Below are 25139 nucleotides of genomic sequence, written 5' to 3'. Positions count from 1 at the left end.
AAAGTAAACTTACTACATGTATACTTTACGTGTTTTTAGACATTTTTTCAAGCAAATTCTTTTGGATAGACCAATTGTTTAATTTTAACTATTTAATTAGAGATATTTATTCTCTTAATCAAACAAACCAAGAAAAAATGCTAGGAAATCCTAGCATTTTTTGTTATTAAACGAGTCCTTGACTTAGCATCGCTGCCGCTACTTTTTCAAAGCCAGCAATATTCGCACCTAAAACAAAGTTATCTCGTGCCTGATATTCGTTAGCTGTATCACGACAAGTCTCATAAATGTTTTGCATAATTTGATCTAGCATACCGTCAACTTTTTCAAAGGACCAAGCTAAACGTTCAGCATTTTGGCTCATCTCTAATGCAGAAACCGCAACACCACCTGCATTAGCGGCTTTACCTGGACAATAAATTACAGCTGATTTAGCAAAAACGGCGACTGCTTCTAGTGTACAAGGCATATTTGCGCCTTCTGCCACGACTTTCACTCCATTTTTCACTAAAATAGCGGCTTGCTTTTCGTTGATTTCATTTTGTGTTGCACATGGTAACGCAATGTCATACGCTGTTTCGAAATCCCAAACAGATTCTTTATCATAATAAGTTGCGCCTTTACGTGTTTCAACATATTTTGAAATGCGTTCACGATTTTTTTCTTTTAGTTCTTTTACTAACGCCACATCAATTCCTTCTGGATCATAGACAAAACCAGACGAATCGGAACATGTGATTACTGTGGCGCCTAGCTCAGTTGCTTTTTCCATGGCATAAATTGCGACATTCCCGCTACCAGAAACAGCGACTTTTTTGCCTTCAAACGTATCGTTTTTATCTGCTAATAAATGTTTAACAAAATAAACCGTTCCATAACCCGTCGCTTCTGTTCTTGCTTGGCTTCCCCAGTATCCTAAAGGTTTTCCAGTCAACACTCCTGCATCATAGTTGCGCAAGCGTTTATACATGCCAAACAAATAACCAATTTCACGAGCGCCTACGCCAATATCGCCTGCTGGAACATCTGTACTTGGACCAATATGTTTTTGAAGTTCGGTCATGAAACTTTGACAAAAGCGCATCACTTCAGCATCTGACTTACCTTTTGGATCAAAATCACTACCGCCTTTGCCGCCACCGATTGGCAAACCAGTTAAACTATTTTTAAAAATTTGTTCAAAGGCCAAAAACTTCATCACACTTAAATTCACACTTGGATGAAACCGCAAACCACCTTTGTATGGTCCAATCGCTGAATTATATTGGACACGATAGCCTCTGTTCACATGCCAATTGCCCTGGTCATCTTGCCACGGCACACGAAATTGAAAAATACGTTCAGGTTCAATCAAGACACCTAAAACATTTGCTTCAATGTATTGAGGATTTTTTTCTAAAAAACCTTCTACGGTTGGTAAAAACTCATCGACTGCTTGTAAATATTCTGTTTGACCTTGGTCTAATTGGTGAATCTTTTCTTGAATATTTTTAACATATTGTTTTGCGTCCATTTAATCATCCTCTCATTGTTATAGGTTTATTTTAACTGAAAATTCAAAAATTACCATAGTCAAACGTTTATTTTTTCCTTAAATCCAGAAAAAATCCTGTAATTATGGTACACTACCTATTGAATTGGAGGAGAACTATGAAGAAATTTGATGTAATTATTGTCGGTGCTGGGACGAGTGGTATGATGGCCACGATTGCGGCCGCAGAAGCTGGTGCTCAAGTATTATTGATTGAAAAAAATCGCCGTGTTGGGAAAAAATTATTAATGACTGGTGGCGGTCGCTGTAATGTAACCAATAATCGGCCCGCAGAAGAAATCATTTCATTTATTCCTGGGAATGGAAAATTTTTGTACAGCGCATTTTCACAATTTGATAACTATGATATCATGAACTTTTTTGAATCCAATGGTATTCACTTAAAAGAAGAAGATCACGGACGCATGTTCCCTGTTACAGATAAATCGAAGTCAATTGTTGATGCGCTATTTAACCGCATTAACGAATTAGGAGTCACTGTTTTTACAAAAACACAGGTCACAAAATTACTACGAAAAGACGATCAAATAATTGGCGTTGAAACCGAACTGGAAAAAATTTATGCACCGTGTGTTGTATTAACAACTGGCGGCCGCACTTATCCTTCCACAGGAGCAACTGGTGATGGCTATAAACTAGCCAAAAAAATGGGGCATACTATCAGCCCACTCTACCCTACCGAATCGCCTATTATTTCTGAAGAACCTTTTATCCTTGATAAAACGTTGCAAGGTCTCTCTTTACAAGATATTAATTTAACTGTTTTGAACCAAAAAGGAAAACCTTTAGTTAATCATCAAATGGATATGCTGTTTACACATTTTGGCATTTCAGGACCTGCCGCGCTCCGCTGCTCTAGTTTTATTAACCAAGAATTAACTCGCAACGGCAATCAACCTGTCACGGTAGCCTTGGATGTGTTTCCGACAAAATCTTTTGAAGAAGTGCTGAAAAATGTTGATTACATGATTGAGGAACAGCCAAATAAAGTGGCAAAAAATGCCTTTCATTCTTTAATACCAGAACGTCTGCTCACTTTTTATCTAGAGAAACTAGCAATTGAAGAAGTGCCTGCCAAACAACTAACAGAAAAGCAACGTCTTTCCTTTGTGGAACTACTGAAAGACTTTCAGTTCACTGTTACGAAAACATTGCCCTTGGAAAAATCTTTTGTCACAGGCGGTGGGATTTCCCTCAAAGAAGTGACCCCTAAAACAATGGAGAGCAAATTAGTCAATGGTTTATTTTTTGCTGGTGAACTTTTAGATATTAATGGCTATACTGGAGGCTACAATGTTACAGCTGCATTTGTCACTGGACATGTTGCTGGCTCCCATGCCGCAGAAATTGCAGAATACACCTATTTACCAATTGAAGAAGTCTAAACAAAAAGTCGCTAAAATAGCGACTTTTTGTTTGCTTTTTTTATTTATCAATAATTTTCCCGTTTTCTAAATAAATAGTGCGGGTGGCTACTTTTTCCACAAACGTTTCATCATGCGAGGTGAAAATTACTGTTCCTTGATAGGCACTTATAAATTCTTCAAGTGCTTGGATTGTCTCTAAATCAAGAAAATTGGTGGGTTCATCCAATAAGATGATATTATTTGGTTCTATAAACAATTGCGCCAAAGTAATTTTTATGGCTTCGCCACCACTTAGAGAAGATATCTTTGTCTGTAAATTTTCTTGTTGAAAACCTAGCCGATATAAAAGTGAACGCACAATCTTTTCAGAATAATTTGTCCGCTTCAATAAATAAGTCAACAGTGGTTCATCATTTTTTAATCGATAATCTAATTGATGATACGTTCCTAACCGGACTTTGGGAGAAAAGTAAATGGCCGGGTGACGGGCTTCAATTTGTTGAAGAAAAGTACTCTTCCCAGCACCATTTTTTCCACAAAGTGCTATTTTTTCGTTTAAAGGAATTTGAACGTTCACTTGGTTAAGAATTGCTCGATTCTCATAAGCGAAAGTTAAATTTTCAATTCTAATTGGATATGGATTGTATAAAGAGAACTGATTATTAGTAGGAAAAATAATTTTTCGCTCTTGTTTTGCTTGCGCAACATCGGGTAATCTGTCAATTCTGGCCCTAAAATCAGAGAATCGGACTTTAGTAGGATACAATTTTACCGAAACTATGGCAAAATAAAGACGGAGGTGAAAACCATGAAGATTACATTGACACGAAAAACATCAGCTTGGGGCGCGTTACGCTATTTTACATTTTATAAAAATGGTGTGCATCAAGGGAAACTTTTTACTAATGTACCTATTGAAATTGAGGCTGATCCTGGGGATGTTTTAACGTTCTATGAAGGCTGGTGCCAATTTTATCGGCGCATTGAAGTTACTGAAGATACCAAAGAAATCACGATTATCAATTCTAAAAAATTACAACACGTTTTTTATACCTGTGTCGTCTTATTTTTAATTTTAACGCTATTATTCCTTTCCGCACAGAAACTTTCGACATTTATTATTGCTGAAATTTTAATTTACTCTGGTATTCAATGGCTGTTCCGGCAACAAACCTATCATTTTACTGTCAAGAAAAAAACGGAATCCTTTGCTTCCTATTCTAAAAAAAGTATCGCACACTAAACGAATCTTTAGCGTGCGATATTTTTTAATTACTTTTCATTAATTCGGCCACATATGTGACTGTTTCTGGTTGTGTTTCTTCAATTTTATTAATCGCATCTGCAAAATTCGGTAAATGCGCTTTGTGGGCAATTAATAATTCGTCCAACAAGGTCTTCGCCATGACGCCGCCAGGAACTAATGGATTAATAGTGAAAGCATGCAATGCTGCGCCGTAATCACCATTGATGGCTGCTCGAATAACCGTTTCTTCCATAGCTTTCATATTTTGAATAATTCCTCGTGCTGCTGGCGGAAAGGCCCCCCAGTTGTAAGGTTCATGGCCATGTGCTGTTACAGGTCCAGATACTTCTACAACACAATCATACGGTAAATCAGTAATTGTCCCATTATTTTCAGTAGAAACAACCATATCCGTTCGTTTATCATTATAAATTGATGCAATCATTTCACAAGCTGCATCGCTATAGTGTGTGCCGCCCCGTTCTTCTAATTCTTTTGGTTTGTAATCTAGTTTGGGATCTTTATACAATTCAAACAAACGACCTTCCGTTTCTTTAACCACTTGTGCTCTTGTTTCGCCCCGTTCATACTCTTCGATGGAATGCTTCAACATCTCATCTTCAATATAATAATAGCGATGATAACCACATGGTAACATTCCTAAATCTTTTAACTGTTCATAATGGAACGGCGCATCAAAAATATTTTTCAAATGACTTTCTTGCTCTTGCTTAGGTCCGTAAATTAAATCAATGAGTTCTTGTGTTCGCTCTTGTCCTTCTTTGTCCCAAACGCGGTGCCAATTGAAATGATTAATTCCAGCAAATTTAAAGAATAAGTCTTCTTCTGGAATTCCCAGCATTTCGGCCGCTTGTTTTCTATGACCAATCGGCACATTACATAAGCCAACTGTTTTTTTCCAACCGCCATGTTTAATTGCAGCTTCCGTAACCATTCCAGCTGGATTAGTAAAATTCACTAACCAAGCATCTGGGCAAAGACGTTTCATATCGTCAATAATAGCTAAAATGACAGGAATTGTTCGAAATGCTTTAAACATTCCTCCCGCGCCATTTGTTTCTTGGCCTAATACCCCATGTGACAAAGGAATCCGTTCATCTTTAATGCGAGCATCTAATAATCCTACACGAAACTGTGTTGAAACAAAATCCGCCCCTTTTAAGGCTGCTTCACGGTCCAATGTTAAATGAACTTCCCAATCTAAACCAGCAGCTTTAATCATGCGCTTCGCCATTGCCCCAACGATTTCCAATTTTTCTTTACCAGCTTCAATATCGACTAACCAAATTTCCTTAATTGGCAGTTCATCTTTTCTTTTAATGTATCCTTCAATTAATTCAGGTGTATAACTAGAACCGCCACCAATTGTTGCAATTTTTAATGCTCCTCTTGTCATCCGTCTTCTTCCTCCTTGATTAAATTGTTATCGTTTACATCTTTAGGATAAATTATGGGAATGTTCCCATGTCAAGCACTATTTTCAAAAAAATGTATGCTATACTTCTTATAAGAATACATTCCACTTTGGAGGTAAAAAATGACGTCTATCATTGATGTAGCAAAAGTTGCCGGTGTCTCGAAATCGACTGTTTCTCGCTTAATTTCTGGAAAAGGATATGTGAGTGCCGATAGTCAAGAAAAAATTCTCAAAGCAATGAAAGAATTAAATTATACCCCGAATTATGTGGCGCGGAATTTACGAGCAGGTGCCACAAAAACTATTGGCTTTTTAGCCCCTAGCTATTTAGGTTCCTTAGGTATTTTCTTGAATCGCTTTATTTCAATTGCCAAAAAATACAATTATTCCGTAACCTTATTTTTACAGATGGCGATCAGCAGAAAGAAATTGATGCCTTGAACCAATTAAAATACAAACAATTAGATGGCTTGTTTTTATTGACACGAACAAATGAATGGTCGGTGATTGAGCCTTACAGCGCGTATGGCCCTTTAGCAACCTGGCATCGTATCGATTCACCTAATATATACTCTTCCTACATTGATCATTACTCTGGTTACTATCGTTCCTTAGAATATTTACAACAACAAGGATACCAAAAAATCGGTCATGTCCTCGGTAATCCCGAAAATTTAAACACGCACGCACGAAAACGTGCAATGAAAGATTTTTATGAAAACACTCAGGCACCTTGGCAAGCTGAGTGGCTGATTAATGATCAGTATACTAACCATTCTGGTCGCAAAATTGCCCATTACTGGCAACAATTAACCGACAAGCCAGAAGCTTTGGCCTTTTATAATGACCACGTAGCAGCTGAGTTTATTTCAGAACTTGAAAATCTAAATTATGCCGTTCCTCGAGATGTCGCTGTCATTGGCTTTGATAATAGTTATGTCAGTGAGTTGATGCATATTACGACTGTTGATTATGCCATTCAGTATCAAGCCGAAAACTCATTTATTTACCTATACAACCAATTAAATCAGACGAACATTCCTGAAAAAAAATTAACCGTTCGTCTTGTTGAACGACGAACGGTGCCTAAAAAAGACCCGGCAGATCAGTCACTTTGACTGATTTACCGGGTCCTTTTAGAGTTAAACAAAAATTATTTATGCTTTTGTTCATTTTTTAAAATAGAAATTGACTGTTTTAAGGATTGAATCATGCCGCCTTCGCTGTATACAAGAACGTTTGATTTGTATAAACGAGCAGAGAAGATTGTTAAAACAATTCCAAAGACTGCCAAAATCACTAATGAGACAATTGCTTCCATTGTTGATGCCGTTTCGGTCGCCAAGCGTACTGGCATAATGTATGACGAAATCAGCGGAATAAAGGAAGTCACTTTCACCACGATATTTTGTGGATCATTCGTCCCAAACGTAATGCCAATCATATAACCGATTAAACCAATATACATGATGGGCTGAACTGCTTTTGCTGTATCCTCTGGTTTGGAAACAAGAGAACCACAAAGTGCTGCCAAAACAGCAAAAACGAGAATACCAATAATGAAAAAGCCTAATGTAAAAATAAAGGTTGATGAAAAGATACTTTGTGGTGAAATACCACTTAATAGACTTTTCATAAAATCAAGATTTTTCAATTGAGAATAGCCGAGAACAAACGCCACTCCGTAAATAAAAATTTGTGTTAAAGCTACTAGAATAACCCCAGTTAATTTGCCATAAAAATGGGTTTGCGCTTTTGTACTAGAGAGAATAACTTCCATGATTCTAGTGCCTTTTTCAGAAGCAATCTCTTGGGCAATAATTGAAGAATAACTGCTGATGAAGACAAATAACAAAATTGTTATCCCCATTGCTAACGCCATTTGAATCCCTGTGTTATCTTCTCCTGTTTTTATTTTACCATTCTCATCAAAACTAATTTTGGCTTTTTTAAATGTTGCTTGTTGATTCAACATGGCAACTTGCTCAGCTGTTAGGTTTAAACGATTGGCATTCGCCATTGTTTGTAATTGGTTTAACATTTGAGGGATTAGCATCTCGGTTGCATTTCCTAAAGAGCGTTCAGAGTAAAGCTGACCAGAAATCTGATTATCTGTAGTGTCCAAAAGTAAATAGGCATCAATTTTCTCGTCTTTTAATTGTTCTTGGGCCTTTTTCTCAGAAGAAACAGCTTTGAAAGAAAAGTCCTCTGTTTTATTCTTTGTCAACTCTTTAACGAGCGCTTGATTTTCCGAAACCAGACCAATGGTAGTATCTCCTGAAAAACCGCTAGCTAGAGAGCCCGCTAAGTAAACAATTCCTACAAGAAGAAATGGCGCTAAAATCATGATTAAGAAAGACAGCGACTTCACATTTTTCTTATAGACATCAGTCGCAATAATCCAAAATTTACTCATCTTGCCCACCTACTTTCATTTTGAAAATTTCTTCCAATGTTGGTGGTTGTTGATTAAACATTGGAATGTAGCCGTTGGCTGTCGCTTTATCAAACAACACTTTGCCCACTTCAGCGTTTTCTAATGTCGCTTCTAAGACGCCATCTTGTCGCAAGTGTGCTTCTTTCACACCTGCTGTAGCAGCAACTTCCTCAACAGATAACGGTGATTCTAAAAATAATTTTGTTCGACCAAATTGTTGTCGAATTTCATGAACCTGACCATCTAAAACCATGCGTCCATTTTTTAACATGACTAAATGGTCACAGATTTTTTCCACATTGTCCATATTATGACTGGAAAAAATGACACAAGAACCTTGATTTTTCAATTCAATAATGCCGTCTTTTAATAATTCTGCATTAACTGGATCCAAGCCACTGAATGGTTCGTCTAAAATAATTAACTTCGGTTCATGAATAAGTGTCGCAATCAATTGAACTTTTTGTTGATTGCCTTTTGATAAAGATTTAACTTTATCCGTTTTTTTGCCTTTAACTTGAAATTTTTCCATCCAAAAGTCAATTTTAGGTTCAATTTCTTTTTTAGTTTTCCCCCGCAATGAAGCGAAATAAATTAGTTGGTCTTCAATCGTAATTTTAGGATATAAACCCCGTTCTTCTGGTAAATAACCAATAATATTGTATTCTTTTTCGTTTAATGGTTGACCATTCCATAAAACCGACCCGCTATCTTGTGTTAAAAAATTTAAAATCAAGCGAAACGTAGTTGTTTTCCCGGCACCATTTTGGCCAATTAATCCTAAAATTTTCCCGTCCGGTATCGTAAAGGATACATGATCAACTGCTTTAAAATCCCCAAAGGTTTTGACTAACTCTTTTACCTCTAACACATAAACGCCCCCTTCACTTTTTCTAAACCGCTGTTTAGTTACTCATATCGTATCTTTACTGTGTTGGCTTGTCAATGACAATTGTTATGGAAAGATGCTGCACTTTAATCAGACGCTTTATTTTCTGCTAAACGAAAAAGACCATCCGTCTCGGCAGAAATATGCACTTCATTTGCGGACAAGCCTGTACTTTCATAAAATGTATTTTTAAATTCCTTTGCCGATTTTGATGATTGGCAGGCCCAAATTCGACCTGTACGATTCAGCCACGTACCCAATTCATTTATTAAACGCTCATCAATCAGTAATTGATTTGGTACTTTTTTAAATTTTATTTGATAAACGGGTGTTAGTATTTTCATGATCAGACGTCCTCTCTTTTAAGTTAGTTTTAGTATATCACGAAAGAAATCGTTATCATTTTTTCTTGAAAGTTCAATTTTTTCATGAAAAGTTGAACTTTCAAGAAAAAATTGAATAAAAAAAACAGACAAATTAGGAAAAGCACCTAATTTGTCTGTTTCATTTCCCTTTATTTTTCTATCTCAGAGGTTGTTTCTTGGTGCAAATGACGATACACATTCTTTGCGACAGTTTCAGGTAACCCAGCTTTTCTTAATTCTTCAACACTGGCTGCCGTAATATTTTTAAGCGATTTAAATTCTTTTAAAAGATTTTTTTTGCGTTTCGGTCCCAAGCCTTCAATGTTATCTAATTTGGAAGCAAAACTATTTTTACTACGTAATTGACGATGGAATGTGATGGCGAAACGATGGACTTCATCTTGGATTCGTTGCAACAAGAAAAATTCTTGTGAGTTTCTTTCCAATGGTACAACTTCTAAGTTTGGACCAAATAAAAGTTCACTCGTTTTGTGCTTGTCGTTCTTGGCTAATCCAGCTACAGGAATATCGACTCCTAGTTGATTGACTAACACATCTTTAGCAACATCGACTTGACCTTTACCACCATCGATTAAAATTAAATCAGGAAAAGGCAAGCCTTCTTTTAAAACTCGTGAATATCTGCGATAAATGACTTCTCTCATGGAAGCGTAATCATCAGGACCTTGGACGGTTTTTATTTTATATTTTCGATACTCATTTTTAGCTGGCCGTCCGTCAATAAACACAACCATCGCAGAAACAGGGTTTGTTCCCATAATATTTGAATTATCAAATGCTTCAATTCGAATGGGCGCAGGTATGTTCATCGCATTGCCTAATTTTTCAACTGCGCCAATTGTTCGTTCTTGTTTCCGTACAATCAAATCGAATTTTTCATTTAAAGCAACTGCAGCATTTTTACTGGCTAATTTAACCAGTTTTTTCTTTTCTCCCCGTTGCGGCTGCAAGACTTTCGTAGCTAATAAAGCTTCGACGCTTTCTTTATCAATGTCATCAGGAATCAAGACTTCTTTTGGCACAAAATGCTCATTCTCTTGATAAAATTGTCCAATAAAAGTTAAAAATGCTTCACTGGCATCATCATAAAATGGAAAAATCGATACATCACGTTCGATTAATTTTCCTTGTCTGACAAAGAATACTTGGACACACATCCAGCCTTTATCAACAGCATAACCAAACACATCACGATCAATTAAATCCACATTCGTCATTTTTTGGCGGGTCATAACTGTTTCAATCGCTTTAATTTGATCGCGAAATTCTGCAGCTTTTTCAAATTCCATATGTGCTGCTGCATAAGCCATTTTTTCTTGTAAGCGGTCCTGAATTTCTGTATGTCCACCAGAGAGAAACCCTTTAATCTCTTCCACCATATCTTTGTAGACTTGCGGATCCACATCAAAAGCATAGGGACACAGACATTGCCCTAAATGGTAATACAAACAAGGTGTTTTTTGCGACGGATTACATTTTCGCAAAGGAAAAAGCCGATCTAACAGTTTCTTTGTTTCATTCGCTGCATTTACATCTGGATATGGCCCGAAATATAACGCTTTGTCTTTTAAAACCTTTCGAGTAATCATTAAACGAGGATATTTTTCGTTTGTGATTTTGATAAAAGGATAGGTTTTATCGTCTTTTAACATGATGTTATATTTGGGATTATTTTTATGGATTAAATTAATTTCTAATAAAAGTGCTTCAATATTCGATTCTGTCACAATATATTCAAAATCATCGATTTCACTGACTAATCGTTCTGTCTTAGTATCATGGCTACCACGAAAATAAGATCGGACACGGTTTTTCAAAATTTTGGCTTTCCCAACATAGATAATCGTGCCGTTTTTATCTTTCATTAAATAACAACCAGGTTGATCAGGAAGCAGTGCTAATTTATTTTTTATTCGTTCGTTCATACGATACTTCCTTTCTAACAAAATGCTTCGTCTATTATACACCTCTTTTTGTAATTAAACAAAAAAAGCCGCTACTTTATGTACGAAAGAAACAGCCTGAAAAGACAATCGCTAATGATTTCTCTTCAGACTGAATCAGACTATTCGTAATGACTAATCAACGTTTATAAGTGTTTGGCAATCATTGCTTGCAATTGGTCTTTTGTATGAACACCGACTGCTTTTTCAACAACTTCGCCATCTTTTTTCAATAGCAATGTTGGGATGCTCATGATTCCAAAACTTGCTGGTGTTGCAGGATTTTCATCCACATCCATTTTGACGATTTTCACTTCGTCTTCATCATATTCTTCAGATAATTGTTCTAAGATGGGTGCTTGCATACGACAAGGGCCACACCAAGTTGCCCAAAAGTCGATTAAGACTAATCCTTCATCTGTTTCTGTTGCAAAATCTTTATCGGTAATTGCTTGTGTCATTTCACAAACCTCCTACTCTTTACTCTTATTACATGCTTAGTATAACACGTCATCTTTAAGATAGCGAGCGTTCTGCTTACTTATTGTAAGTCCTTGTTTATTGGAATTTTACGACAGTTGCACCATTACCACCTTGGTTTTGTGGCGCAAATTCATAGCTTTTCACACTGCGGTGATTTTTTAAAAATTCCGTTATTCCGGTTCTTAATGCACCTGTTCCTTTGCCGTGAACAATGGTTACTTGTGGATAGCCCGCTAGAATCGCAGCATCAATGTATTGGTCAACTTCTGCCAATGCTTCTTCGTAGCGTTTGCCACGTAAGTCTAGTTGTGTGCCAACATGACTGCTTTCTGCAGAACGAACCGTTGTAACTCTTGGTTTTGCTTCTTTTTGTGGAGCGACAGGCGTCATATCCTCTTCAGATACGTTCATTTTTAAAATGCCTAATTGGACTTGCCATTGTCCTTTGCCGTTGTCTTTTAATAAGGTCCCTCGTTGGCCGTAAGTATTGACAATTACTTCATCGCCAGCTTTTAATTTTTTCTGTTCTTTCGCCTTCTTCAGCACTTTGTTTTTAGCAAGCTTGGTTTCTTCATGGTGTAATTGAGAAAGTTGTGTTTTCGCATCAATTAACTGATGTTCTTTGACACCACCTTGTTGGCCACTTTCCAATTGCATTTTGCGAATATCAGAAATAATGGTTTCCGCATTTTCTTCCGCTTCTGCAATAATTTTATTCGCTTCTTTCCGCGCTTTTTGTAATTCTTTTTCTCGTTCTTCAAAAAACACTTGGTAGGCTTCTTTCAGTTCTTTATGCAAAGCGGCCGATTCATCGACATAGTGGCGAGCTTCTAAATATTCAGTTTCGGCCATTTTGCGACGGTTTTCCAGGTCTTCAATCATTTCGTTTAAATCTTGACTTTCACCGTCCATTATTTGTTTTGCAGCTTCAATAATACTGTTGTCTAATCCAAGACGTTTCGAAATTTCAAAAGCATTACTTCGGCCAGGCACGCCAATTAATAAACGATAGGTTGGACTCAAAGTATCTACATCAAATTCCATACTGGCATTGATTGTTCCAGCTCGATTATAGCCATACACTTTTAATTCAGGATAATGGGTTGTTGCCATCACATAGGCTCCTTTAGCACCCAATGAATCTAAAATGGCAATCGCTAAAGCGGCCCCTTCTTGCGGATCTGTCCCAGCACCTAATTCATCAAATAGTACTAAACTTTGATGATCGACTTTCTTTAAGACAGACACGATATTCGTCATATGTGAAGAGAAAGTACTTAAACTTTGTTCAATCGATTGTTCATCCCCGATATCCGCAAATACTTCTGTAAAAATACCCATTTTACTCTCTTCTTCCACTGGAATAGGTAATCCAGCTTGGCCCATTAATTGTAAAAGACCTAACGTTTTCAGAGTAATGGTTTTCCCGCCGGTATTAGGCCCTGTAATCACAATTGCTTGATATTCTTCTCCAATCACAATGTCATTGGCTACAGCTTTTTCTGGATCCAATAGTGGATGCCGGGCTTGTTTAAAAACTACATGATTTGCTTGACTAATTTCTGGAACAACTGCTTTTAGTTCTTTTCCTAGTCGCGCCTTAGCATTAATAAAATCAAGTTTACCGATGACATAAGCGTTATGCGTAATTTCTCGGCGATAAGGAACCAACTCAGCCGACAGTTCTGCCAAGATGCGAGTAATCTCATTTCTTTCGGCAATTTGTTGTTGTCGCAAACGATTATTCATTTCTAAAATTTGTTTAGGTTCAATAAATAAGGTTTGACCTGAAGCACTTTGGTCGTGAACCACGCCACCAAAAATATTTTTATATTCTTGTTTGACTGGAATCACGTAGCGTTCATTTCGCATAGTAACAAGGGCATCACTCAGATAACGTGCGTTTTTCCCACGAATAATACTATCTAGTTCTTCTCGAATGGTCTGTTCACTACGTCGAATATTTTGCCGAATTGCCTTTAAGGCTGGCGAAGCTTCATCTGTGACGTAGCCATCATCATCAATGGCTTGTTTGAGTTGGCGATTTAATTCAGGCAAAACTTCTAGTTGCTCTCGCCACATATATAAACGTTCAAAATCCACTTCATTTTCACTTAACTCATCAAAAAAACGAGTCAGTTCTGAAGTAGTCGACAAGACACGGCCTACTTGTGCTAATTCTATGCCATTTAAATCCGCACCAATTTCAATCCGTTTCATGTGTGGTTGGATATTTTCTAATTTAGGAATGGGGATTCCACCACGTAATCGTTGAACTTTTAAACCATCCTGTGTTTCATTTAGCCATGATTGAATTTTATTTTCATCAGCAATCGGTAATAATTCCGAAACTTCGTTTGTCCCCTGAGCTGTCACAATAAATTGCAACAACTGTTGTTTTACTTTATCAAACCCTAATGTTGATAGAATACGCTGATTCATTTTTCCACCTACTTTTCTAACTTTTTCATTTGTTGAAAAGACTGAGACATAACATAAGAAGTTTCGCTTTGCTCACTTACTTCTTATCTCTATCTCAGTCCCATTCAGCTTTATTTCGTAATTGGTTCAACCCATAATTCATATGCTTGTTTTGTTAGAATTGGGGTATTTTTTACAATGCCTCGTGCCAAGCCACTTGACCGAAACTGATTTTGGACAATATCTGACGGAATCATTGACGCCGTAGCTAACACTAGAAAAAGACCCACGTATAATACAAGAACACTTAATACGCCACCTAATAGTCCATTTACCTGTTTCAAAACTGGAATAAATGTTAATCCATGTAAAAAGATCGCTAAAAAGCGAACGACTAACCAGCCTGCAAACAGCAATAATAAAAACGCAACCGCTGAATAAAAGGCTTTGTCCAAGTCTAAAGAAATCTCTTGATTAAAAAAGACAAGCTTTGACGTTGGCGTAACCGATGGATATGGAATATACAATTCTAAATGAGAGGCGACCTCTTTGTAATAGGTTCGAGCAACAAAATATGAAATTAAGTAACCTACCGAATAGAGCACTTGTAAAATCAAGCCTCGTTTAGCTCCTGTATAAAATCCAAAGGCTAAAAGTAATAAAATAAGTATTGTTAACATCTTGTCATCCTTTCAGGAACTACTCCGAAACACCTTTATTTTGAATCTGCTGTTTTCGATTTTCATTCAAAATTTGTTGGGCTTCCACATGATTATGAATTTCTACATCTTCTTGTCCATTCTTTTTCAAAACATCCCGTGCTTCTTCTTCGATAATTTCCATTCGGCGCACACGATTCTCTAATTCAGCCAAACGAATGGTTTTCTGTTTTAAATCTGCTACTTGTTTTTCCAATTTTAAAGCATATTCTTGTTTTTTTAGTTGATCTGAAATTGCATTAATTGCTAATAAAACAGAAGCTTGTTCCGTATCAGTTTGCGGAGAAAGATGTTTAATTTCCGCCAGTTGTTCGTTGACAATTTTTGTGACTAAATCCATATGTTGTTTTGACTCTTGGCCAATAATTGTATACGTATGGTCTGCAATGATTGCTTTATATCGTGTTTTTTCATTTGATGCCATGTTGAGGTTCCCTCCTGTAAATCAATCCATTCTTGCTTATTGTACCATGAAAAAAAAGCGAAGCGCAATTTTCGTACAAATTCTCTCTTATTATATGCCACAAAGCGAAAAATTTAAAGATTTCTTTACAAGAACTCTGGCAATTTAAGAACGAATAGAAATTGTGTAGGAGAAAAAGCGTGGAACAAAAAGTCAAAGTGATTTTTGTCCCACGCTCAAACTCTGATAATCAGCTAAAAATGTTTGTTTCAGCTGTACTTTTTAAGGCTTAGTTATTATCTTTCATCTTTTCTACACGTAAACAACGCATAGCATTTAAAACAGCGATAATAGTTACACCAACATCAGCAAACACTGCTGCTTGCATTGAAGCCAAGCCTAATGCACCTAGTACCAAAACAATAATTTTAACAGCAATCGCAAAGATAATGTTTTGTTTAACAATTCTCAATGTTTTTCTTGATAATTTAATCGCAGAGGCGATACGACTTGGTTCATCATTCATAATCACCACATCAGCAGCTTCAATTGCCGCATCACTTCCTAAACCACCCATGGCAATCCCAACATCAGCCCGAGCTAAAACAGGTGCATCATTCATACCATCACCAACAAAGGCAACTTTGTTTTTAGGTGAAGATGCTTTTAACAACTCTTCTAAACGATCCACTTTGCCATCTGGTAAAAGTTCCGCATAAACTTTGTCAACACCAACTTCTTTTGCAATAGCTTCTGCAACTTGTTGATTGTCTCCAGTCAGCATAACAGTTTGTTTGACCCCTTCAGCTTTTAATTCTTTTATTGCTGAAATGGCGTCTGGTTTCAATTGATCCGCAATCACTAAGTAGCCTGCAAATTGATTATCAATAGCGACAAAAATTAAAGTTCCCGCTTCCTTCACTTCTGGTGCTTCGATACCAAATTGTCTCATTAACTTCGCATTACCGACTAAAACTGTTTTGCCTTCAATTGTGGCTTTGATACCGTGACCGGCAACCTCTTCAATTGCTGTTGCTGGAACAGTTTCTTTGCCATAGCTTTCTTTAATAGAAATAGCAATTGGATGAGTGGATAATTGTTCTGCTGTTGCTGTTAAACGCAACAACTCTTCTTCAGGTAAAACAACACTAGTTATGTTTTGAACCACAAAATTTCCTTTTGTTAGCGTACCAGTTTTATCAAAAACAATCGTTTCCGTATTCGCTAAAATTTCTAAATAGTTGCTCCCTTTAATTAAAACACCTAGTTTGCTGGCTCCGCCAATTCCACCGAAGAAACTTAAAGGAACAGAAATGACTAAGGCACATGGACAAGAAATAACCAAGAACGTTAATGCCCGATAAACCCATTCATTAATAGAAGTATCAGGGAAAATAAATGGTGGAATCACTGCCAATAAGACAGCTAAAACAACGACAACTGGTGTATAGTAACGAGCAAATTTAGAAATAAAGTTTTCTGCAGGGGCTTTTTTACTGCTAGCATTTTCAACTAAATCTAAAATTTTGCTAACTGTTGAATCCCCAAATTTTTTCGTAACATTAATAGTCAAGGCCCCATTTTTATTAATAAAACCACCTAAGATTTCATCGCCGACTTTGACCGTTCTTGGAACGGATTCACCAGTCAACGCAGAGGTATCTACCATACTTGATCCATCAATAATTTGACCATCTAATGGAACTTTTTCACCTGGTTTCACTAATATTTGTTGCCCAATTTCAATTGTATCTGGAGCGACCGCTTTTATTTGTCCATTTACTAAAAGATTTGCTGAATCTGGACGAATATCCATTAATTTGGCAATTGATTTTCTGGATTGATCAACCGCAGCACTTTGGAACCATTCGCCGACTTGGTAGAACAACATTACTGCCACAGCTTCGGGATATTCCCCAATAAAAAATGCCCCAATCGTTGCCACAGACATTAAGAAATTTTCATCAAACACTTCCCCACGAAAAATATTCGTTACCGCTCGTTTGACAATGTCGCCACCAATTAAGACATAAACGACTAAATAAGACGCCAAAGCAACCCAATTATTACTTGGCTTAATGATAATAAGTGCTAAAAATAAAACAAATGCAATAATGATACGAATTAAGCGATTCTTATTTGGATTACGTCCCTCTTCTTCTTTGACATCTTTTAAAGAAATAACTTTGACATCTGGTTCTAACTTACCAATCACTGCACGCGCTTCATTTTCGACTTCTAAATCATGTCCTGATTCAACTTCCAGTGTCATTTTTTCAGCCATGAAGTCTACACGCGCTTTTTCTACTCCGTGAATTTTTTGGACAGATTTTTCAATTTTGTCTGCACAACTTGCACAATCAAGTCCTTCTAGTTTATAACTCTTTTGCATTTAAACACCTTCACTCCCTATATAATAGCGATTATTCCGTTTACATGAATAACCTTTCATGAATCTATTATAAATGAAGATGCGATCATATGTCAACTGCTTCACGTAATCTTTTTCTATTTTATAGACATAATGGCATAATTGCTGTAGGTGGAATGGATAACTGAGTAATAACTTTCGGATTGAGTCTATTGCTGCCTTTCCACCAAATTTTGGTTTGTTGGTGTTGAAACCAAGCACTTTGTTCAAAAGGTGCTGACAATGTTTGTAAGTGATGCACTTCGATTTGATTGGTTGCCTGCGGTTCTGTTGTGAAATCATGGGCCCGAATACCAATAGAATGACAAGAAATAGGAACTTCTTGTGTAACCGTTAGTGTTTGTTGCCAGCCAATCACTTGGACTCTGTGCGCATCTATGCGTTTGACAGGCCAAATATTTTTACAACCAGTGAGTTTAGCTGCTTCAATCGTTTGAGGTTGGTTAAATAATTGATTTGTTGCACCAAAAAGTGTTTGTTTTTTTGTGATTATCACTAAACTCTGACATAACTTATACAGTTCATCTAAACTATGACTCACAATTAAGGCATGTTGATTTAAATTACTTAATCGCTGTTGAAGTTCAATTTGCAGCTCTTCCTTTAAGGGTGCATCTAATGCGGAAAATGGCTCATCTAATAATAGGTAAGCCGGCTGAGCCGCTAGCATTCGCGCAAAAGCCACTCGTTGTCTTTGTCCTCCAGAAAGTTGACTAGGATATTGTTGTTGGACTTTAGTTAAGTGAAAAGACGCAAGCAATTGAGTGACCAATTGTAAATCTTTTGTCACGAACGTCAGATTTTCTACTACCGATAAATGAGGAAACAACGCATACTGTTGAAACAAAAGACCAATTTTTCGTTGTTGCGGCGACAAATTGATCTTTTGTTCAGCATCGAATAAGACTTGATCATTTAAAACAATCTGACCTTTATCCGCAGTCTCAACACCCGCAATACATTTTAATAACATACTCTTGCCACAACCAGAAGCACCTAAAATTCCTGTTGTTTGAGTCTTTGTTTCAAACTGAATTTGCAAAGTATGACTTTTCAATTCTTTTTGAATATCAACAATTAATCTCATTCCGATCTTCTCCAAGCGCGCTGACTAAAAAATTCCGTAAAAAATAAAATAATCAGGCAAAGTAATAACATAATCACAACATATTGATTGGCTAAACGCCAATCCCCACTTGCTACAGCAGAGTAGATAGCTAAAGGAAGCGTTCTTGTTTTGCCAGCAATATTCCCTGCTAACATTGTCGTCGCTCCAAATTCGCCTAACCCGCGGGCAAAGGCTAACACGCCACCGGCCAAGAGACCGTTCATCGACAAAGGTAACGCAATTTTTCTAAAATATCGACTTTCCGAAAACCCGAGTGTCTGGGCCACCGCCAACAACTCACTATCCATTTGTTCAAACGCCGTTAAGGCTGAACGATACATTAAAGGAAATGAAACAGCAACGGCAGCAATAACCGTAGCTGGCCATGAAAAAACAACTTGAATGGCAAAAAAATCAAGTAAAAACTGGCCGACTGGTTGCTGAACACCAAAAATAGTTAAGAGAAAAAAACCAAAAACAGTCGGCGGTAAAACTAATGGCAACGTAAATAAACTATTCAAAAGAATTTTTAATTTACGATTTTTCAAACGAAAAACAATATATGCAACGCCTGTTCCTAAAATAAAAGTAAATAAAATGGCGATTATTGCTGTCTGAAAAGATAAAAGAATTGGTCGAACATCCATTTTCCCACCTACTTTGTTAACTTAAAGCCAATATTTTCAAAATATTTTCTGCATTGTTGACTCTGTAAAAAATTTAAAAAAGCATCCGCTGATTTTTGTTTCTTAGAGGCGGCAACTTTACCAACTGGATAGATAATTGGCTTTTTCAAAGCAGCTTCAGGCATGGCCGCAACAATCGCTACTTTTGAATTGGTTGCTGCATCTGTCGCATAAACCAAGCCAGCTTCTGCACTTGCATTCGCTACCCATTCAAGGACTTCTGTTACATTCGTGCCAAAGCTTGCGTGTTTTTCTACATAGGACCAAGCACCTAAAGCTTTTAAGCCTTCTTCGGCATATTGACCAGCTGGAACACTCGCAGGATCACCAATTGCTATCATTTGGGCTTTTTTTAAATCAGAAAAATCATGCCACTTTGCTTGATCTTGGTTAGGCACAATAAGAACAAGCTGGTTTTCCAATAAAGGAACGACACTTTTCTTATTAATTAGTTTTTCTGCAACCAATGCATTCATTTGTTTTGTCGAAGCCGAGAAAAATACATCGGCTTTTAGGCCTTTTTCAATTTGCATCTGTAATTTTCCAGAACTATCATAGGTTCCAGTTACCTGAATATCTGGATGCTCTTTTTCAAAGGCTGGAATAATTTTCTTCTCCATGACTGATTCTAAGCTAGCTGCTGCCGCAAGGGTTATTTCTTCTTTTTTTGTTGAAACTGTTTCTTTTTGCGGCTGATTTGTACATGCAGCAATTAGGGCAACTAAACTGAATAAACTAAGCAAGAACACAGTCTTTTTTTGTTTAGACATTTGAACGCCTCTTTTCTTTTATAAATACCCGCCATAACTCAAGTCAATAATTTCAGATTTTTTAATCACTTCTTTGGCCATTAATCTTGGTAACAACAAATCAAAAACCGTTTTTTCTGAAAATAAAACACCACCTGGTAAGCCAATGATCGTTTGCTCTCCTTTATAAGCCAGCAAAAACATTGAGCCTGGTAAGACTGGTGTCCCATGGGTTACGATTTCAGCACCTGTCTGCTTAATTGCTAACGGTGTCAAATCATCAGGATCTACACTCATACCACCTGTACAAACAATCAGATCAAGCCCTTGTGCTAACATCTTTTTGATCGCAACAGTAATTTTTTGCGGCTGATCATCGACAATTTCTTGCTTGACAATCGTAACTAAAGGATACGCGGAGAACTTGGCTTTTAACACAGGGTAAAAAGCATCCTCAACCAATCCTGTGTAAACTTCACTGCCAGTAGTTACAATCCCGACCCGTATTTTTTTGAAAGGTTTCACAGAGATTAGTGGCTCAGACGTGCTGAACTGGCATGCCTTTTCTAATTGGCTTTTAGAAATTGTTAGTGGAATCACTCGAAAGGCTGCAACTTTTTCATCTTTCTGAACTTCTATATTGGTAATTTTAGTTGACAAGGCAAGACCTTCAATTTCATTTAAAGCAATTAATTTTTCTCGATTGACTTTTAAAAGACCTCTCGTGCTAGCTTTAGCAACAATTTTTCCTTCATGGACTTCACTCGGCTGACATGAGTCATCTGTTAACAGGTTATACAAAAATGTCGCTGCCTCTTCTTCATGTATTTCTGCTGGATCCAAGGAAACAAACAGATGTTTTTTCCCTAATGATAAAAGAATTGGAATATCTTCTTGAACAACTATATGTCCTTTTTTAAAACACACTTCCTTGGTCTTTCCATAGTCAATTCGCGTAATATCATGACTCAACGGAAGGCCAACTGCCTCTTCTGTTCGAATTGTTTTCATGGTTTATTCCTCATCATGTATGATTTTTTTATTTGTGATTAAATCCAAAGCGTGGGGCAAAACAGGCAACAAAAAATGCAAATGTTCTGTTACACTTTTTGGACTACCAGGCAAATTAACAATGAGCGTGCGTCCTCTTTGAACAGAAACGCCTCGACTTAACATAGCAAATGGTGTTTTTTCCAAGCTAAGTTGACGCAAGCCCTCACTGATCCCAGGAATGATTCGCTCTGCTACACGTAAGGTAGCTTCTGGGGTCCGATCCCGTTCACTCAACCCTGTGCCGCCTGTCGTTAAAATCAAATCACAGGTCTTAGACCACTCTTGCAATAGCTCTACTAATTGATTTTCTTCATCTGGTAAAATGGTTTGTTTGGTTACCTGGTAGAGCGCAGGTAACTGTTCACGAATCAAGGGCCCCGATTGGTCGACAGCAAGTCCTTGAAAGCAACGATCACTTAATGTTACAATGCCAACTTTAAACAACGTCTAACTGGTCTCCTTTTTTAATATGACCTTCTGTCACAACAACTGCAAAGATTCCTTCTCTAGGCATGATGCAATCGCCCACTCGCGCATAAATCTGACAGTGTTTATGGCACTCTTTCCCAATTTGAGTAACCACCAATTCGGAATCGCCTATTTTCATTTTCGTTCCAACAGGTAATTGACGTAAATCAATCCCTGAGACGATTATGTTTTCCCCGAAAGCACCATTGCCAACCCGAGCTCCTTTTTCATTGAAAGCCGTTATTTCTTCAAAAGATAACAAACTGACTTGTCGATGCCAATTCCCGCCGTGCGCATCATTTTCTAATCCGAAACCTTTAATTAAGTTGACTTCAGGAATTTCCTTTTTCTGTGTGCCTCTTCGTGGGCTAATATTTATTGCAATAATTTCTCCTGTTTTCATACTTACCCTCCTATTTGTGACATAAATCGTTGTTCTCCTTGTTGTTCCAAGAAAAGATGTTTTTCAGGCTTACAGGCAATGCCACTCTTGATAATCCCTAACAATTCTGCTGTTTGTTCCTTAGCTAAAGCTTCCTTTAACGAGTAGCCGTCTGCAGAATGCAGGCACGTTTTTAAATGGCCGTCTGCAGTAATTCGAATTCGATTGCACGTCTCGCAAAAACAATGCCCTAATGCACTAATAAAACCTATTTTTCCTTTAAAATCTTTTAAGGCGTAATAACTAGCAGGGCCATTGCCCAATGGTTTTTGGTATGGTTGTAACGTTCCATAATGTTTGGTTAAAATGTCTTCTACTTCTTCTTGTTGCTTACCTGGATGCTCCTTCCCTAATCCAATTGGCATCATTTCAATGAAACGAAGATGCACAGTCTCTTTCTTAGCGATTTCAGCCAGTTCTACAATTGTTGCTTCACTTAGCTCTTTCCTAGCTACAGTATTAATTTTGATATTAGGTAATCCCACATCAATCGCTTGTTCTAAGCCCGCCAGAACATTCCTTAACTGACCAACTCTTGTTATTTCTCGAAATTCTTCTGTATCCAAAGTGTCTAAGCTAATATTAATGCCGTCCAAGCCCACCTCTTTTAACCCTTGAGCCTCACGAGCTAACTTCATGCCATTAGTCGTTAGGGTTACTTTTTCGATTCCTGAGATTTGCTTTATCCTTTTAATTAAAGAGAGTAAATTTGGTCTAACAAGCGGTTCACCACCTGTTAATTTAACTTTTTTGATGCCTTCTTTCGCTAATATACTCAGTAAAAAAATAATCTCATCATCTGTTAGAAGCTGCTCTTTTTTTAAAAAGCAAAGACCTGTTGCTGGCATGCAATACGTGCAACGTAAGTCACAACGATCTGTTAAAGACAAACGAACATAATCAATTTCACGGTTAAATGCATCTTTCATGCTGTTCACTCATCACTTTCCTTTGATTTAATTGAAGAACGAATGAAATGACCACTGCGTCCACCATTTTTCTCTAATAAACCAATGTTTGTCATTGTCATTCCTCGATCAATTGCTTTACACATGTCATAAATTGTTAAGAGTGCTGCCTGCACACCTGTTAGCGCTTCCATTTCAACGCCAGTTGAACCCACTGTTTTTGTAAAGCAACGTACTTCTAAACAAGTTTGATTGCGCCAATTAAACTGAATTTCACACTTTGTCAAAGCAACCAAATGACACAAAGGAATCCATTCAAACGTTCGTTTTGCGGCGGTAATCCCAGCTACTCTTGCTACCTGTAATACTTCACCTTTTTTAATCATTTGGGTCTGGATCGCTTCTGCTGTCGCTTCCAACATGTGAATTTCTCCATAAGCGAGGACTGTTCTTTCAGTGTCATTTTTTTCCGAAATATCAACCATGTGCACTTCTCCTTGTGTATTCAAGTGCGTAAATTCCTTACTTTGAACCATTTCTCCACCTCACATTTGACATTTGTTAACGTTTACACAATACTTCTTTTTCAAGTGTATCACTCTTGCATCAAAAAAACAATCTGGCATCCACAATTTTTTTTAGCGAGAAATCGAAGTAAAAAAAACGTTAAGCGACAAAAATTACGTGCTTCGCTTAGCCTGACCAGACTTTTGTCTAAGTCTTAAAACTTGATAAGCAATAAGCCACCAGTCGACTCGACTGATGGCTTACTTTCATACTAATCTTAGGTCAGGTTGTCATCAAGTTTGCCAATAATAGACTTTTACAAGCGCGCCTTTTTTGAGTAGTACACCAGCTGGTTGTTCTAGTAAGCAATTTGTTTCTAAAGTATTTGATAAATTGGATGAAAGATGACTTTTTGTCACTAAATTTACTGTGCCATCTATTTCTTTCGCTCGGTAAAATCGACGTAGTCTACTGGGGGCTAATTCATGCGCTAAAATTACTGTTCGTTCCTTTAGATTTAACTCGACACAATTAAAAAAAGTAGCTAATAATGTCCAGTAAAAAAGATGTAAATTAACCATTGCCGCAAACGGATTGCCTGAAACGCTTAAAATGAGTGTTTCTTGAAATTGACTTCCCATAACTGGGGTTCCCGGTTTCATATTTACAAAATGAAACAACTCTGTTCCTCCGATACGTTTAATCGCTAAAGGTAAATTGTCCTTTTCACCTACCGAAACACCACCACAAGTAATTAATACATCAAGTTTTGGTGAAATCTCAATCAGCCTCTTCACTAATTCTTCAGGGTCATCTGAACAATGGTCTAGGTGGATTACTTCATTGCCACTCGCTTTGACAAAAGCTGCTAACATGTAGAGATTACTATTATAAATTTTCCCAACTGACAGCGGTTCTTCCAAAGAAACTAACTCACTACCCGTCGCTAAAATCCCCACCTTCATGCGCTTCAATACAACAACTTTATCAATCCCTTGCATTGCCAACAGACCAATCATGCGACTATTAATCTGTTGATGTTTTGCTAAAATTTTTTGCTGAAAAGCAATATCTTCTCCAATTTCCGCATAGTTTTGGCCCGCAGTGACAGAGCGAAAAATTTTAACATGGTCCTGCCCAAAATCCGTCCATTCTTGTGGCACTACAGCATCAAAATCGGTTGGAATAAAAGCACCTGTCGTTATTTTAATCGCACAGTTATTCGTCTGATTACAATAAAACATGGAATCCCCTGCCACTAAAGAACCAACGACTTTTAAACAACTTGGGCTTTCAGCAGTCGCACCTCGTGTTTCTACTGCACGAACGGCATACCCATCCATCCCGGCACGAGGAAAATGAGGAATCGCTGTCTCTGCAAAAATGGTTTCTCCGCTAATCCGCCCCAAGGAATCAAGCAGCGCCACTTCTTCTGTTTCACATTGACTCTTCATATGTTGGGTCATTTTCTCTCGTGCTTCTTCCAACTCGATCATGTTTTAA

Annotated in this window: 22 protein-coding genes and 2 pseudogenes; 3 read left to right on the top strand and 21 right to left on the bottom strand. The window is 37.4% G+C overall.

Annotation, left to right across the window (positions count from 1 at the left end):
- Positions 1–166: 166 nt before the first annotated feature.
- Complete coding sequence (gdhA, locus tag IGJ04_RS00805) at positions 167–1513, bottom strand: NADP-specific glutamate dehydrogenase (RefSeq protein ID WP_002360402.1); 1347 nt, start codon at positions 1511–1513, stop codon at positions 167–169.
- 137 nt (positions 1514–1650) lie between these two features.
- On the opposite strand from gdhA, the gene IGJ04_RS00800 reads away from it, so the two are divergent.
- Positions 1651–2937 (top strand): NAD(P)/FAD-dependent oxidoreductase, encoded by a 1287-nt coding sequence (locus IGJ04_RS00800; RefSeq protein WP_002361770.1) that lies wholly within the window; start codon positions 1651–1653, stop codon positions 2935–2937.
- Between the two features lie 40 nt (positions 2938–2977).
- On the opposite strand, the pseudogene IGJ04_RS00795 reads toward IGJ04_RS00800, so the two are convergent.
- Positions 2978–3649: pseudogene (locus IGJ04_RS00795) on the bottom strand (ATP-binding cassette domain-containing protein); the annotation flags it as partial.
- Between the two features lie 6 nt (positions 3650–3655).
- Between IGJ04_RS00795 and IGJ04_RS00790 the strand changes: the two are divergent.
- A complete protein-coding gene (locus IGJ04_RS00790) occupies positions 3656–4162 on the top strand; it encodes a hypothetical protein (RefSeq protein ID WP_438840337.1) in 507 nt (168 codons plus the stop codon).
- A gap of 25 nt (positions 4163–4187) precedes the next feature.
- On the opposite strand, the gene IGJ04_RS00785 is transcribed toward IGJ04_RS00790, so the two are convergent.
- Entirely contained in the window at positions 4188–5582 is a 1395-nt protein-coding gene (locus IGJ04_RS00785) for a 6-phospho-beta-glucosidase (RefSeq protein ID WP_438839789.1), read from the bottom strand.
- Positions 5583–5723: 141 nt separating this feature from the next.
- On the opposite strand from IGJ04_RS00785, the pseudogene IGJ04_RS00780 reads away from it, so the two are divergent.
- Positions 5724–6721, top strand: a pseudogene (locus IGJ04_RS00780) (LacI family DNA-binding transcriptional regulator).
- A 35-nt stretch (positions 6722–6756) separates the two neighbouring features.
- On the opposite strand, the gene IGJ04_RS00775 reads toward IGJ04_RS00780, so the two are convergent.
- The 18 genes from IGJ04_RS00775 to IGJ04_RS00690 all read right to left on the bottom strand — a co-directional run bounded on the left by IGJ04_RS00775 (position 6757) and on the right by IGJ04_RS00690 (position 25132).
- Positions 6757–8019, bottom strand: a complete 1263-nt coding sequence (locus IGJ04_RS00775; protein WP_010713432.1) for an ABC transporter permease — start codon at positions 8017–8019, stop codon at positions 6757–6759.
- On the bottom strand, positions 8012–8911 hold the full coding sequence (locus IGJ04_RS00770) for an ABC transporter ATP-binding protein (RefSeq protein ID WP_002357699.1): 900 nt from the start codon (positions 8909–8911) through the stop codon (positions 8012–8014). Before IGJ04_RS00770 ends, IGJ04_RS00775 begins: the two co-directional genes overlap by 8 nt.
- A 104-nt stretch (positions 8912–9015) precedes the next feature.
- Positions 9016–9273, bottom strand: a complete 258-nt coding sequence (locus IGJ04_RS00765; protein ID WP_010713433.1) for a DUF3884 family protein — start codon at positions 9271–9273, stop codon at positions 9016–9018.
- A gap of 170 nt (positions 9274–9443) precedes the next feature.
- A complete protein-coding gene (gene uvrC, locus IGJ04_RS00760) occupies positions 9444–11240 on the bottom strand; it encodes an excinuclease ABC subunit UvrC (RefSeq protein ID WP_438839788.1) in 1797 nt (598 codons plus the stop codon).
- A gap of 164 nt (positions 11241–11404) precedes the next feature.
- A complete protein-coding gene (trxA, locus tag IGJ04_RS00755; RefSeq protein WP_002357703.1) occupies positions 11405–11719 on the bottom strand; it encodes a thioredoxin in 315 nt (104 codons plus the stop codon).
- A gap of 97 nt (positions 11720–11816) precedes the next feature.
- Complete coding sequence (locus tag IGJ04_RS00750; protein ID WP_002369462.1) at positions 11817–14183, bottom strand: endonuclease MutS2; 2367 nt, start codon at positions 14181–14183, stop codon at positions 11817–11819.
- 110 nt (positions 14184–14293) lie between these two features.
- Positions 14294–14842 (bottom strand): CvpA family protein, encoded by a 549-nt coding sequence (locus IGJ04_RS00745; protein WP_002357705.1) that lies wholly within the window; start codon positions 14840–14842, stop codon positions 14294–14296.
- A 19-nt stretch (positions 14843–14861) separates the two neighbouring features.
- A complete protein-coding gene (gene zapA / locus IGJ04_RS00740; RefSeq protein ID WP_002357706.1) occupies positions 14862–15305 on the bottom strand; it encodes a cell division protein ZapA in 444 nt (147 codons plus the stop codon).
- Positions 15306–15573: 268 nt separating this feature from the next.
- Positions 15574–17676, bottom strand: a complete 2103-nt coding sequence (locus IGJ04_RS00735) for a heavy metal translocating P-type ATPase (RefSeq protein WP_002398260.1) — start codon at positions 17674–17676, stop codon at positions 15574–15576.
- A gap of 121 nt (positions 17677–17797) precedes the next feature.
- Positions 17798–18802, bottom strand: a complete 1005-nt coding sequence (locus IGJ04_RS00730) for an ATP-binding cassette domain-containing protein (protein WP_438839787.1) — start codon at positions 18800–18802, stop codon at positions 17798–17800.
- Positions 18799–19470: a molybdate ABC transporter permease subunit gene (gene modB, locus IGJ04_RS00725; RefSeq protein WP_002360415.1), complete on the bottom strand. Its 672-nt coding sequence runs from the start codon at positions 19468–19470 to the stop codon at positions 18799–18801. Before modB ends, IGJ04_RS00730 begins: the two co-directional genes overlap by 4 nt.
- A gap of 8 nt (positions 19471–19478) precedes the next feature.
- The gene (gene modA, locus IGJ04_RS00720) at positions 19479–20279 is read right to left on the bottom strand and encodes a molybdate ABC transporter substrate-binding protein (protein ID WP_002357711.1); all 801 of its coding nucleotides are present in this window, start codon (positions 20277–20279) and stop codon (positions 19479–19481) included.
- An 18-nt stretch (positions 20280–20297) separates the two neighbouring features.
- Positions 20298–21269 carry a molybdopterin-binding protein gene (locus IGJ04_RS00715; RefSeq protein ID WP_010713437.1) on the bottom strand — a complete coding sequence of 324 codons (972 nt, stop codon included), beginning with the start codon at positions 21267–21269 and terminating at the stop codon, positions 20298–20300.
- A gap of 3 nt (positions 21270–21272) precedes the next feature.
- The gene (locus tag IGJ04_RS00710; protein WP_002361756.1) at positions 21273–21755 is read right to left on the bottom strand and encodes a MogA/MoaB family molybdenum cofactor biosynthesis protein; all 483 of its coding nucleotides are present in this window, start codon (positions 21753–21755) and stop codon (positions 21273–21275) included.
- Complete coding sequence (locus IGJ04_RS00705) at positions 21748–22182, bottom strand: MOSC domain-containing protein (protein ID WP_002357714.1); 435 nt, start codon at positions 22180–22182, stop codon at positions 21748–21750. Before IGJ04_RS00705 ends, IGJ04_RS00710 begins: the two co-directional genes overlap by 8 nt.
- Before the next feature lie 2 nt (positions 22183–22184).
- On the bottom strand, positions 22185–23159 hold the full coding sequence (gene moaA / locus IGJ04_RS00700) for a GTP 3',8-cyclase MoaA (RefSeq protein ID WP_438839786.1): 975 nt from the start codon (positions 23157–23159) through the stop codon (positions 22185–22187).
- A complete protein-coding gene (moaC, locus tag IGJ04_RS00695; protein WP_438839785.1) occupies positions 23156–23665 on the bottom strand; it encodes a cyclic pyranopterin monophosphate synthase MoaC in 510 nt (169 codons plus the stop codon). The genes moaA and moaC overlap by 4 nt, the downstream gene beginning before the upstream one ends.
- 264 nt (positions 23666–23929) lie before the next feature.
- Positions 23930–25132, bottom strand: coding sequence for a molybdopterin molybdotransferase MoeA (locus tag IGJ04_RS00690; protein ID WP_438839784.1), 1203 nt, complete (start codon positions 25130–25132; stop codon positions 23930–23932).
- Positions 25133–25139: the final 7 nt, after the last annotated feature.

The organism is Enterococcus sp. AZ050 (genome assembly GCF_051715085.1).
GTDB lineage: Bacteria > Bacillota > Bacilli > Lactobacillales > Enterococcaceae > Enterococcus > Enterococcus faecalis.
This window is presented reverse-complemented; position numbering and strand designations above follow the sequence as displayed.

Excerpts from the sequence above, each read along its gene's own strand:
- IGJ04_RS00735 (WP_002398260.1), bottom strand. The coding sequence starts at position 17,676 with ATGCAAAAGAGTTATAAACTAGAAGGACTTGATTGTGCAAGTTGTGCA.
- IGJ04_RS00800 (WP_002361770.1), top strand. The coding sequence starts at position 1,651 with ATGAAGAAATTTGATGTAATTATTGTCGGTGCTGGGACGAGTGGTATG.
- zapA (WP_002357706.1), bottom strand. The coding sequence starts at position 15,305 with ATGGCATCAAATGAAAAAACACGATATAAAGCAATCATTGCAGACCAT.
- moaC (WP_438839785.1), bottom strand. The coding sequence starts at position 23,665 with ATGGTTCAAAGTAAGGAATTTACGCACTTGAATACACAAGGAGAAGTG.
- IGJ04_RS00690 (WP_438839784.1), bottom strand. The coding sequence starts at position 25,132 with ATGATCGAGTTGGAAGAAGCACGAGAGAAAATGACCCAACATATGAAG.
- IGJ04_RS00730 (WP_438839787.1), bottom strand. The coding sequence starts at position 18,802 with ATGAGATTAATTGTTGATATTCAAAAAGAATTGAAAAGTCATACTTTG.
- modA (WP_002357711.1), bottom strand. The coding sequence starts at position 20,279 with ATGTCTAAACAAAAAAAGACTGTGTTCTTGCTTAGTTTATTCAGTTTA.
- IGJ04_RS00765 (WP_010713433.1), bottom strand. The coding sequence starts at position 9,273 with ATGAAAATACTAACACCCGTTTATCAAATAAAATTTAAAAAAGTACCA.
- gdhA (WP_002360402.1), bottom strand. The coding sequence starts at position 1,513 with ATGGACGCAAAACAATATGTTAAAAATATTCAAGAAAAGATTCACCAA.
- IGJ04_RS00775 (WP_010713432.1), bottom strand. The coding sequence starts at position 8,019 with ATGAGTAAATTTTGGATTATTGCGACTGATGTCTATAAGAAAAATGTG.
- modB (WP_002360415.1), bottom strand. The coding sequence starts at position 19,470 with ATGGATGTTCGACCAATTCTTTTATCTTTTCAGACAGCAATAATCGCC.
- IGJ04_RS00705 (WP_002357714.1), bottom strand. The coding sequence starts at position 22,182 with ATGAAAACAGGAGAAATTATTGCAATAAATATTAGCCCACGAAGAGGC.
- IGJ04_RS00785 (WP_438839789.1), bottom strand. The coding sequence starts at position 5,582 with ATGACAAGAGGAGCATTAAAAATTGCAACAATTGGTGGCGGTTCTAGT.
- uvrC (WP_438839788.1), bottom strand. The coding sequence starts at position 11,240 with ATGAACGAACGAATAAAAAATAAATTAGCACTGCTTCCTGATCAACCT.
- IGJ04_RS00745 (WP_002357705.1), bottom strand. The coding sequence starts at position 14,842 with ATGTTAACAATACTTATTTTATTACTTTTAGCCTTTGGATTTTATACA.
- trxA (WP_002357703.1), bottom strand. The coding sequence starts at position 11,719 with ATGACACAAGCAATTACCGATAAAGATTTTGCAACAGAAACAGATGAA.
- IGJ04_RS00715 (WP_010713437.1), bottom strand. The coding sequence starts at position 21,269 with ATGAAAACAATTCGAACAGAAGAGGCAGTTGGCCTTCCGTTGAGTCAT.
- IGJ04_RS00750 (WP_002369462.1), bottom strand. The coding sequence starts at position 14,183 with ATGAATCAGCGTATTCTATCAACATTAGGGTTTGATAAAGTAAAACAA.